The organism is Ktedonobacter racemifer DSM 44963 (assembly GCF_000178855.1).
GTDB lineage: Bacteria > Chloroflexota > Ktedonobacteria > Ktedonobacterales > Ktedonobacteraceae > Ktedonobacter > Ktedonobacter racemifer.
The window spans coordinates 1075359-1086934 of record NZ_ADVG01000004.1 but is presented as its reverse complement, the minus strand read 5'-3'; the positions used below and the strand labels follow the sequence as shown (position 1 = coordinate 1086934).

The 11576-nt window shown below is 54.4% G+C and carries 10 protein-coding genes; 1 reads left to right on the top strand and 9 read right to left on the bottom strand.

What is annotated here, in order from left to right; genetic code table 11:
- Positions 1–24: 24 nt before the first annotated feature.
- The 3 genes from KRAC_RS46405 to KRAC_RS46395 form a co-directional block, all read right to left on the bottom strand.
- The gene (locus tag KRAC_RS46405; protein WP_007919242.1) at positions 25–324 is read right to left on the bottom strand and encodes a GlsB/YeaQ/YmgE family stress response membrane protein; all 300 of its coding nucleotides are present in this window, start codon (positions 322–324) and stop codon (positions 25–27) included.
- Between the two features lie 343 nt (positions 325–667).
- Positions 668–1414: a GntR family transcriptional regulator gene (locus tag KRAC_RS46400; protein ID WP_007919239.1), complete on the bottom strand. Its 747-nt coding sequence runs from the start codon at positions 1412–1414 to the stop codon at positions 668–670.
- Positions 1415–1446: 32 nt separating this feature from the next.
- Positions 1447–3555, bottom strand: coding sequence for an ATP-binding protein (locus KRAC_RS46395; protein WP_007919238.1), 2109 nt, complete (start codon positions 3553–3555; stop codon positions 1447–1449).
- 374 nt (positions 3556–3929) lie between these two features.
- Here KRAC_RS46395 and KRAC_RS63915 point away from each other — a divergent pair, with 374 nt between their 5' ends.
- Positions 3930–4829: a class I SAM-dependent methyltransferase gene (locus KRAC_RS63915; RefSeq protein WP_007919237.1), complete on the top strand. Its 900-nt coding sequence runs from the start codon at positions 3930–3932 to the stop codon at positions 4827–4829.
- Positions 4830–4900: 71 nt separating this feature from the next.
- Here the strand turns inward: KRAC_RS63915 and KRAC_RS46385 are convergent, their stop codons facing one another.
- From KRAC_RS46385 to KRAC_RS46360, 6 genes are all read right to left on the bottom strand, one after another.
- Complete coding sequence (locus KRAC_RS46385; RefSeq protein ID WP_007919236.1) at positions 4901–6175, bottom strand: phenylacetate--CoA ligase family protein; 1275 nt, start codon at positions 6173–6175, stop codon at positions 4901–4903.
- A gap of 64 nt (positions 6176–6239) precedes the next feature.
- Positions 6240–7226, bottom strand: a complete 987-nt coding sequence (locus KRAC_RS46380; protein WP_007919234.1) for an FAD binding domain-containing protein — start codon at positions 7224–7226, stop codon at positions 6240–6242.
- Positions 7226–9745, bottom strand: a complete 2520-nt coding sequence (locus tag KRAC_RS46375; RefSeq protein WP_007919232.1) for a molybdopterin cofactor-binding domain-containing protein — start codon at positions 9743–9745, stop codon at positions 7226–7228. The genes KRAC_RS46380 and KRAC_RS46375 overlap by 1 nt, the downstream gene beginning before the upstream one ends.
- Positions 9742–10275, bottom strand: coding sequence for a (2Fe-2S)-binding protein (locus KRAC_RS46370; protein ID WP_007919230.1), 534 nt, complete (start codon positions 10273–10275; stop codon positions 9742–9744). Before KRAC_RS46370 ends, KRAC_RS46375 begins: the two co-directional genes overlap by 4 nt.
- 329 nt (positions 10276–10604) lie before the next feature.
- The gene (locus KRAC_RS46365; protein ID WP_007919228.1) at positions 10605–11063 is read right to left on the bottom strand and encodes a DUF6220 domain-containing protein; all 459 of its coding nucleotides are present in this window, start codon (positions 11061–11063) and stop codon (positions 10605–10607) included.
- Positions 11060–11440 (bottom strand): cupredoxin domain-containing protein, encoded by a 381-nt coding sequence (locus KRAC_RS46360; protein WP_007919226.1) that lies wholly within the window; start codon positions 11438–11440, stop codon positions 11060–11062. Before KRAC_RS46360 ends, KRAC_RS46365 begins: the two co-directional genes overlap by 4 nt.
- Between the last annotated feature and the right edge of the window lie 136 nt (positions 11441–11576).

Below are 11576 nucleotides of genomic sequence, written 5' to 3'. Positions count from 1 at the left end.
TTCTCGTGGATTGACGAGGCGTTATTAGTAGCGGCGAGCCGTACCACGGGAGACGAGGCGCAAGAGGGCGATCAGCACACAAGCGCCGATGAAGGCGATGATAATTGTGCCGATGAGACCGCTCGAACCCAGGCCCACCAGGCTGGCCAGGAAGCCACCGATGAAGGCGCCGATCAGACCGACGACGATGTCACCGACGATACCATAGCCCCCACCACGCATCACAACGCTGGCCAGGAAACCGGCGATCAAGCCGACGAGCAGCCACCATACGATGCTGGTAAGGTCAAGGGCCGCAAGTACGAGAGTAGCCTGTGTAAACATAACTCTAGATCCTCCATTTCCCTGCTTTGAAAGAGTGACTTAATTGATACCTTTTGTGAATAACCATTGCTGTATTATTTACATTTTCTAGTACGGGTCGGCGATAGAAAAAGTTTCAGCATCATAACCGATTATAGAGGAATTTATTATATTCTAAAGCGGCGTTAAGCTTTTTAAGGAATAAATTATAAACACAATTTATGGAGCGGCTAGCTTCACCAGCCACTCCATAAATTGTGTTTATAATTTATTTCCACCTGGGCAAAGTTGATGCCGATACAGATGTTGTCCGACGCGTGCCCTGCGCCCTGAAGGGCACAGGGCACGCGTCGGACAACTTACTCTAGCGTGTAAGTTGTTCACGTTGCAGGTGGGTGTAGAAGGTATATTTGTGGCCACAGTACATGGAGGTAGCGTACTCAAGAGGCTGCTTGCGCTCGGTATAGGTTGTGCGGCGGGTGTAGAGGACGGGGCTGCCCACGGCGATTTTTAAGACTTTGGCCTCCTCTGGCCCAACCAGGCCCGCCTCAAGCTCTTGATCGGCCTCCATGGGGGGCTGACCATATTTTGTTTCTAGCAGGTAGTAGAGCGAGTGCTGGTTGAGGTCCTCTTCAAGCAGTCGTTCGCAGCCCATAAAGTGAATAAATGAGGTCTCCAGAGCCAGCGGATCGCCATCGGCCAGGCGTAGGCGGTGCAGGCGAAAGACCTTGTCGCCTGGTTTAATATGCAGGCGTTCAGCCACTGTTTCGTCAACTGGCCACATCTTCGCCGAGAGGACGTGGGCGCTGGGACGTTGTCCGCGCGCGTGCATGTCCTCGCTAAAGCCGGTTAGCTGCGTCAGGTGCTGCGTAATACGGTGGTGGCTCACAAAGGTGCCGCGCCCCTGCTCACGGTAAAAGAGTCCTTCATTGACCAGTTCAGTGATGGCCTGGCGCGCTGTCATGCGACTGATACCATATTGTTCGCTTAGCTCGCGTTCCGAGGGAATAAGGTTCCCTGGCTGCCACTCACCGTTGCGGATCTTTTCGCGCATAATCTCTTTTAACTGATAATAGCGCGGTAAAGGACTATTTCTAGAAATAATACTCATGCAAACATCTTCCCAATGTAAGAACACCACTGTTAAGGTGTGGTTTGGAGCGTTACGATTGGGAGGGCACAATAGAACGTTGACCCTTTGCCCTCCTTGCTTTCAACCCAGATGCGTCCACCGTGCCTGGAAATTACCTCTTTGACCAGGTAGAGGCCAATACCGAAGCCGCTCTGGCTCTGATCAACGTTGCGCGCGCGGTAGAAGCGCTTGAAGATCAGTGGGATTTCATCGTTGGCGATGCCAATGCCTTGATCCCTGACCCAGAAAACAACTTCCTGATCTCCCTCTTGCTCTCTATTGTAACGCAAACCAACCTCAATTTCACTGCCTGGCGCGCTATATTTTATCGCGTTGCCAATAAGATTGTTGAGCGCCTGGATTAAGCGCTCTTCATCCACCAGGGCCAGCAGGCGGTCGCTGGCACTGAGACCACGCAGTATGAAGTGAAGTTGATGCTGGCGAGCCGCCACCTGCTGACCCTGAAACACATTGGTGATGATGGGTAGCAGGTCATATGCCTGGCGTTGAAGGGTGAAGCGGGATTGCTCAATCCGCGAGATATCGAGCATCTCTTCGATCAAGTGGGTAAGATGCTGGCTCTGTTCCGCGATGCTGCTCAGGGCATATTTCGTTGTGCCATCAAAGGCGGTTTCTTGTTGGGCCCTCATCTGGAGGATCTCCGCAAAGCCCTGAATGACCGTGATTGGTGTGCGTAGCTCATGATTGGCGATAGAGAAGAACTCATTTTTATGCTGTTCGAAGGTCTTCTGGGCCGTGACGTCCTGCAGGACGACGACCGCGCCCTTCATAATACCATCTTCTGTGTAGAAGGGCGCGCAGGAAGCCAGCGTAATCAGACGACTTCCCTCTGCATGCACAACGATAGCCTCTTTGCCTTTAATGGTTTCGCCACAGAGCGCTCGCACCACGATAACCGTCCAGGGCGTGAGCATTTGCCCACCCACGCGCAGATCCTCGTTCTTCATTTGCCGCCGATAATGGTGCAATGGCTGATCAATAACATCCTGTGACTCTAAACCGAGGATGTTGGCGGCGGCCTCATTCGCGTAACTTATGGTCGCGTTGGCTGCCTCAACAATCAGGATGCCTTCAGGGAGCTGATCTAAAACGGCCTGGAGATAGGACTGTTCGCGTTCGACAGAGGTATGGATGCGCGCATGCGCCATAGCCGAGGCGATATACGCGCTGCATCCGCGTAAGATGCGGATCTCAGGTCCTGCGGGATCGATGGGGGTCTGGAAGAGTACACAGAGCGCCCCCTCAAAGCGATTGCTATGCCAGAGGGGCAGGTAGGCATAGCCCAGTATCCCGGCGGTCACGAATGGGTTCCTGGCGGGCACACGCTCCTGAGCGGCGGCTAGTTGGAGATCAGTAATGAATACAGGCTCACGCTGCTGGAGAATTGAGGAAGTAAGGGGGAGATCCTGGCTCTCGAAGGGCAGGTAGTCAACGCCTAGCAGATGATGCTCGGCCAGGGCGTCTTGGTGCGAGGACAGGCAGCGTAGCGCGCGGTGCGTGGTGTCGCTGACAAAGAGACTGGCCTTGAGGGGGCGGATATGGTGCGCAATCGCATGAATAGCCGTCTGAGCCACGGTTTCGATTTCGAGGGAGTTGCGCAGGCTGCGCGCGATGTGTTCTATGACTGCCACCGCCTGGTGCTCTATTTTGGCTAAATCGCTCTTTGTGCTGAGAGTCGCACCAGCTTTCTGGCGTGCCAGGACCTGCTCAGTTACTTCCGTAATGCTCTGAATAATATGCGTGATATTCTGCTGATCATCAAAGACCGGTTGGAGGGTCCAGCTCCAATAAGAAACGCCTTCGCCGCTGTGGAAACAAAACTCAGGGTTCTGATAGGCCTGGCCGCTGGCTTTGACCTGCTGAAAGATGGTGAGAAGCTGCGCGCTCTGGGGATGATATACCCAATCGGCAACAGTCTGATCGGGCCGGAGCTTATGCGCCGGTTGAGTCGCAAAGTGGGTATCAAAAAAGCCCAGGAAACGCGAATTGGCCTCAAGCAAACGAAAATCGGCGGCATCATAAATAGCCATACCTACTGGAGTATGCTCTAACATTGTCTCCGCATAGTGATATGGCCTGGTATTCATAAGGGAACTCATAAGCGCACCTGCTTAAAATTGCTGCGGCAACTGCTCAGGACTTCTCGCCACTACGTGGCTCGCAGGGTTATGGGATGTGGGAAAAAATGTCTTCGGCATTTTTCCCACATCCCATAACCCTGCTCAGCGTCGCAGACGCTGCGAGTATCTCTTGGAGAGAGGATCTGAGTAGCTACTTTCTGCGTTCTACTTCAGGACTTTTTTAAAAACATATGTATGGTGGATGAGAGGCAACAGAAATACGCAATTATTGTAATCTAAACCGTAATTAGGATACGTGTCAAGAGGTTAAGCTATATTGCGGTACTAAAGTCAGCATATTATAATTGTTTTGGAGAGAGGTTATTTTTGATACTTTAAGGAAGTAGGACTCTATGTCGGAGCAATGGGAAGCTATTGAAGCTAAGAGAGAAGAACAGGTTGGTGAGAGCACATATTTTATAGATGCCGATAATTTCGGTGAGGTCGCGCGCCTGTGTAAACAGCATCGCCTGTTGGCGAATGGCATGGGAGGTGCCCTGCCAGAGATAAGCGACTTTTCCTATATTCAAGATGTGCTTGATATCGCGTGTGGCGCCGGAGGATGGGCCGTTGATATCGCGCTTGCGCACCCGACTGTCCAGGTGACGGGCGTTGATATCAACCCGGGAATGCTAGAATATGCGCGCTCACAGGCTCAGGAAGAGGATGTACAGAATCTGCACTTGCACCTCATGGACGTAACCAGGCCATTGGATTTTTTCCACAATACATTCGACCTTGTCAATGCGAGGTTGCTCTCTAGTTTTATGCCAACGAGCAAATGGCCCACCTTTTTGCGGGAATGCGCGCGTATCACGCGACCGGGCGGAGCTATTCGCGTCGTAGAAGCGGAGGCGCCGCTCACCAATAGTGCTGCCTGTGAACAGTTGAACGCCTTGATTGCCCAGAGCCTGAAGGCGGGGGGACTTGGTTTTTCACCTGATGGGCGCCACCTCGGCCTTATACCAGTGATGAAGCGCCTGTTGCAGGACGCGGGTTGTTGCAATGTGCGTCTCTTCAGCTATGCTATTGATTGTTCGGCAAACAGTCTTGAGCATGTGCGAGCCTATCAGAATGGGCAGACGGTCTATAAACTGGTGCAGCCATACCTGCTCCAGTTAGGACTGGCGACGCAGCAAGAGCTAGACCGCCTCTATCACCTGGCACTGGAAGACATGAACTCGCCGGACTTCTGCGCCCTCTGGACCTTTGTGACCGTGCTTGGCGAAGTTCCCGATCCAAATAAGGCTTGATCTAAGGGAGATCTGTACTAGAAGGCTTGTTTCAATATTAACGTATAAGAAGGTAGCCTTCTCTCCCTAAATCATGCACGAGGTCGTTGATCGATGACACGCCGGGCCTTTAGTTCAAAGCGCGGCAACGTCTGCGGCTCAACGGCCTCTATAGGGATGCGCAGGCTGAAGGCAAGCCGTAGATTCTCCTGAAGGCGCGGAACAAGCTCTGCGGGACACTCAACTCTGAGTGTGATTTCATCCATCCCGCCATCACGAGTAACGAGCACCTGGTACTCCGCAATCTCAGGGAAGCGATGCAGTACATCTGCCAGGGCCGAGGGATATAGATTGACCCCGCGTACGATAAGCATATCATCCACGCGTCCGAGAATACCTCCCTTCAGCAGGAGAGAGCCTCGTCCACAGGCGCAGGCATAGCCCCCATGCTCAACCAGGTCGCCCGTGCGATAGCGCAAGGCGGGACTGCCCCAGCGCCCCAGGTTGGTCAGTACCAGCTCGCCCTTCTCGCCCTCCGTAACTGCCTGTCCAGAATGGGGCTGAACGATCTCGGCAATGAACTCCTCTTCATTGATATGGATGCCGGTATGTGCGCTACAGGTGAAGCCATAGGCTCCTATTTCGGTCATACCTGCATGATCGAAGGTCTCCGCGCCCCAGGCCTCCTCAATCCGTTTGCGTGTTGCGGGAATTGAGGCACCTGGCTCGCCTGCGTGAATGGTCAGGCGGATGCGGCTCTTATGTAAAGGAATATGCTGCTCGCGAGCGATCTCGGCCAGGTGCAGGGCATAGCTTGGTGTGCAGACCAGGACTGTCGCGCCCACATCCTGAAGGGCCTGCAATCGCTGTAGCGAGGTCATGCCACCGCCAGGCACAGTCAATGTGCCTATGCGTTTAGCCCCCTCATAAGCTGACCAGAAGCCAATAAAAGGGCCAAAGCCAAAGGCCAGAAAGAGAATGTCCTCCTTCGTCACGCCTGCCGCCCTATACACAGTCTCCCAGCACTTTGCCCACCAGTCCCAGTTCTCCTGTGTATCAAGAATCTTCAATGGGTGACCTGTAGTACCTGAGGTCTGGTGCAGGCGTATATAGGCCGATGGCGCATAAGTCAGATTGCTCCCAAAGGGGGGATACTCCTCTTGATCGGCCACCAACTCGCGCTTGATAGTAAAAGGGAGCCATGCCAGGTTGGCTATAGATTGAATATCATCAATATTAAGCCCGGCGGAGGCGAACTTGCGCTCATAGAAGCGGTTATGAGTGGAGATACGGCGTAGCCCCTCCTGGAGCCGTTGTAGTTGATGAGCAGCGATCTGCGCCCTCGTGGCGCCTTCCAGGTCCATCATGGTCCCGTCATCCTCTCTGAACGTACACGTTCATGCGGATAATTTCTACTCCACTTATTGATTGCTATTCAGTAAGAAACTGGTTGAGGGCGCGCCGGATGTATACGGGCGTGACCTGTTTGCGGTAGTTGATAGTAAGGTCGGCATTATCGAGTGGCTTGGCGAGCCTGGTGGCCTCTTGGGCGACATGTTCAATGAGATTGACGCTGAGGCGCTGACCATGTAGGAGCGCCGCGGCTTTCTCTGCTACAATCGGATACGAGGCGACTGCTCCAAGTACGATGCGCGCTTCTTGTATGGTGCCATCGTGCTCTTGACGCAGAGCGATGGCCACACCCAGTAGGGGGAAATCGAATGAACCACGACGCCGTAGCTTGAGGTAGGTACTCTTCCAGCCCTCAGCAGGCGGGAGATAGATCTCGCGCAGTATCTCATCAGGCTCGTGGGTATAGGGATGCATGCCATCGTCGCGATAAAGTTCCTGGATTGGTAACATGCGTTCTCCACGTGCGCTAACGAGTCGCACCTGGGCCTTCAGGCTGAGTAGTACAGGTGCGGTATCGGCGGAGGAGATGGCCCAGCAGCGTGGACTGCCCGGCGCGACCAGACAGATCTCGCCATCTTTCTTCATGCAATAGCCAATGGAGTGGCGCCAGAACTCGCTCTGATTGTAATAGTTGCAGCGTGTATCAAGCAGGATATTGCCGCCAAGCGTACCCATAGCGCGTAATTGAGGCGTCGAGACCGAGCTAGCCGCGCTGGCCAGGGCAGAGTAAGCACTCTGGATGTCGGATCGCTCGGAGAGCCTGGCGAGTGTCACGCCCGCGCCAATGTGCATCCCACTCTCGGGCGAGCCTGTGATAGGGCTTAGCTCAGGAAGATTGCCGATGCCAATGAGGACCTGCGGGGTAAACTGGCGGCGTTTCATATTTGGGAAGAGGTCGGTACCGCCCGCGACCAGCATCGCCTGCTCGCCCTCCTCACTGAGCATATGCGCGGCCTCAGCAAGTGTGGAGGGTGCCAGGTAACGAAATGGGGGAAGGCGAAGCATCAGGCATCTCCTCCTTTCATCAACGTAGCTCGCTGATTGCTCTTATAGCCATAACGTGATGCAGGCTCAATAACTTTTGCCTGCTCGTCGGGCTGCCATTGAATGAGGCGGGTGGGCCAGGGATTGGGGATGGTAATTGGTTGTACTGTACGCGCCTGGACACGTTTACCAGAGATAGCCTTGAGGGCCTGAAGAATCTTATCTGGCGTGATGGGCGTCTCATCAATGCGGACGCCTACGGCGTCGTAAACGGCGTTGGCTATGGCTGGAATCACGGGATTGAGCGGCCCCTGCCCCGCCTCCTTGGCTCCGAAGGGCCCCTCCGGGTCGGCCTCTTCGATAAGAATCGTCTCAATCTCGGGTGTATCCAGGGTTGTAGGGAGCTTATAGTCGAGCAGAGAGGGAAGCTTATGGCGACCCTTGCGAAAAGTTTGCTGCTCCATCACGGCCTCGCCATGGCCCATATATGCCCCGCCCTCGACCTGGCCCGCCACAAGCAGGGGATTGATAGCCTGCCCAACATCATGGGCCAGCCAGAGCTTCTCAACGGTCAGCTCGCCAGTCTCTATGTCGACTGCCACCTGGGCCGCGCAGGCCGAGTAGGAGTAGGCTGGTGATGGGCCGACGCCCGCGCCCTTATAATCGCCGTGAATGCCCTCGGGGGGCGCGTATGTTCCAGCCGCGACCAGCGCGCCAAACTTCGTCTCGGCAAGTTGGACTGCCAGGACGAAAGGTAGCGAACGACCAGGATCATCCTCGTCGTAGAGAGCGTTTTCTGCTGCGAGCAGGCGTTCAGCCGGAACAGCCAGGCGTGTGGCTGCGACCTCAAAAAGCTGCTCCTTGAGCTTGCGCGCCGCGCTGATGGCAGCGTTGCCCGCCATGAAGGTCACACGACTGGAGTAGGAACCCAAATCAACGGGAGTAAGTGCGGTGTCAGCGGTCTCCACGTGGATATGCTCTGGTGTGATGCCCAGTTCCTCGGCGACGATATAGGCCAGAATCGATGTCGAGCCCTGCCCGATATCCGTTGAGCCGCAGTAGATGGTCACGCCGCCGCCACGGTCCAGGCGAATCTGCACCGCGGAGTGCGGCATATCGTTCCAGTAAATAGGTTTACCTGCGCCACATATGTAGGAGGCGGCGGCGATACCCAGGCCCCGGCGAAGTGGACCCACCACAGACGGTTGATTTGGAGTACTCTGGCGCATTCCATACCAGTGGGAGCGCTCGGTGACAACGTCCAGGCACTTATCCAGGGCGCAACTGGTTACACGTAGCCCATTGATGGTGCGGGTATAGGGCTGTATCAGGTTATGTTTACGCAGGGCAAGAGGATCTATGTTGAGATCGTATGCCAGCTTGTCCAGGTGGACCTCCAGGGCATAGCGTGGCTGGGTCGTGCCATGTCCACGCTTGGGACCACAGGGAGGCTTATTGGTAAAGACACGCATACCCTCGAACTTATAGGACGGCAACTTGTAGGTGACAGTCTGGAGCACACCAGTATAATAGGTGGTCGCGATGCCATAGGAGCCATATGCCCCTCCATCCAGGAAGGAGCGGAAGTGCATAGCTGTTAGCGTACCATCCTGCTTTACGCCCGTCTTAATCCACATCTTGACGGGATGGCGTCCCCGGTGCAGCAGGAAGACCTCCTCACGTGTGCAGGTAATCTTTACGGGTCGTCCAGTGCGTCGTGAGAGTTCGGCGGCACAGATCTCGTGTGAAAAAGGATCAGACTTGCCACCAAAGCCGCCACCCACATTGGGGACGATCACACGCACATGCGATTGAGGCAGGCTCAGGACCTTGCTCAACTCGCGATGTACATAGTGAGGCGTTTGAGTTGAGCTCCAGAGGGTGAGTTTTCCGCCTATGGGGTCGCTGGGATTAGGTTCCCAGTTCGCCACGCAGGCGTGTTCCTCGATTGGTGCGTGTGTATTGCCCTCGTAGTAGAACCAGTCCTCGCGCATGTAGTCGGCCTCAGCGAAGCCTGCCTCCACATCTCCAAATTCATAGGCGACGGCCTTGTGGATATTGCCGATGCGTGCCTCCTCATTGATCTTGACATCGGGTTGGTCCAGGGCTTCGTCGATGCTCATTAAGGCGGGCAGCACCTCGTACTCAACCTCGATCAGCTTCAGGGCCTGCTCAAGGGTCTCGGGATCGAGCGCAGCCACAGCAGCCACGGGATCGCCGACATAGCGTACTTTATCGCGCGCCAGGGCGTACTCGTCTTGGCTGGAGGGGAGGATACCGAACTTGTGTGGTAGGTCTGAGCCTGTGAGGATGGCGACCACGCCTGGAAGATCGAGGGCGCGGCGTGTATCAATGGCGAGAATATTGGCGTGGGGATGAGGGGAGCGCAGCAGCGCGCCATAGAGCATGCGTGGTAGTGAGATATCGTCTGCATACAGGGCGCGACCAGTAACCTTGGGGTAGGCATCGACTTTAGGTCTGGACGTACCGATTATACTATAGGGGTGAGGCTGCCTGTTGTCCAATTGCTGTTCTTTCATTGTCGTTTGCCTCCTATCCCGTTCGGCGATGAAGCTGGCACGGCAGTCTCCTGTTTTTCTCCCTTTCCTCGCTCAGCCGCCTTTTCCAATGCCTCATAGATCTTGGTATAGCCAGTACAACGACAGAGATTGCCGGCCAGGCCCTCCTTCATCTGTGTGCGGGTAGGCTGAGGAATTTTTGCCAGCAGGGCCGCACCCGCCAGGAGCATTCCGGGAGTGCAATAGCCACACTGGGCCGCGCCCAGTTCTGCAAAGGCCTCCTGTAGGGGGTGAAGTTGACCATGGTGTTCCAGGCCCTCAATAGTCGTAATAGCGCGGCCCTGTATGGCCAGGGGAAGCACCAGGCAGGAGAGAACAGGTTCACCATCCAGCAGGATTGTGCAGGCACCACATTCGCCTAGTTCACAGCCATGTTTGGTACCAGTCAGCCCGAGATCTTCGCGTAATACCTCCAGGAGTGTATGATGGGGGAGGACCGCAACCTCTCTCTCTTCTCCATTGACTGTGAGCGTAATGAGCGTTCTTTGCATAGTCGGTGCTCGCTCCTTTCGGCGCGCCGATGCGCCAGTGAGATTACCACTACAAATAGTCAGGAGCTGTGAAGCGTGAGGCAAAATCAATAATCTACAAAAGCAAGTATATGTTCAGATGTGAGTATATACAAGTGTAACATGGTACTTATTATCACCACTTTACTTTCAAAGCACTTTTGGAGTTGTAGTAGCAAGCGCAGGTTATAGCAAGAGGTGAGGAAATTAGGAAGAGGTGAATAGTCTACAGACTATTCACCTCTTTAGCGCTTCCGGGAGGCCTCGTTCGACCCCGTGAGAGTGTATTCAGACGTTTCAACGTACTGTGTTTAATCACGTCTTGCCTGGCGCGTCGAGCGCGTCCACTTGTGCGCGCTGTAGGCCAGAATAGTCGCGATCCCAAAGAGCAGCAGGGCGTTGGCAGGATGCAACGCGGTAAGGGCCGTTACCTTAAAGAGGCGCAGGAAAGAGACCAGCCCTACCTGAAACACCACGTCTACAATGAGCAAGAGATGCAATAGGATAATTCGGCGTGGAAAGCGGCCCAGGAAGAGCAGGATCAGCATCAGGATGGAGAAGTTTCCTAGTTCCCAGCCTAGATTTGAGTGATCCTTTAACCAACTCACATTGGTGAAGATGCCCATGCCAGCCAGGTAAGCCTGGATAAGCACGCCAAGCGCAAAGAGCCACGCGACGATAACATATATTACCTGGAAAATGCGAGTCACAGCTCCATAGGTATGGGTGACTGGCGGTTTAATCACCCTCTGTTCACGATTCTCGATCATTTGACGATGACCTCCAGTTGCATCCCCCCGTGTATGGTGCAGTAGAGGTGAAAGGTGCCAGCAGTAGTAAAAGGACCAATGGACGTCGAACTATTGCCACTAACCTGAAGATTTTTGACTGTGGGCGCGCCCGCTTCGGTAGAAGGCTTGGCCGTGTCGTTGTCCCAGGTCCCATTGGCGATAGTATGCGGCGTCAAGGTGTCGGCTACAAGGGTGATACTATCACCCTTCTTGATGGTGATTGATGACTGCACAAAAGAGTTATCGCTCATATGAACGGTATTGGGCGTGTCATTCGCGGTGCTACTACTACAGGCAATAATGCTTAACAAGAGCAAACTACATATAGACAATAGGATAGTGCATTTGCGAAACATGTGGTTACCCCTTCAATTGCTATCTTTGTCTCGCGGTTTATCCGCGCTATCCTATCTACGGATATGGTTTGGGGATCGCTATCACCCTGCAAGGGTGATTAAGAGGATGATTGAAGGAGGGTGCTGACAGTTGCAA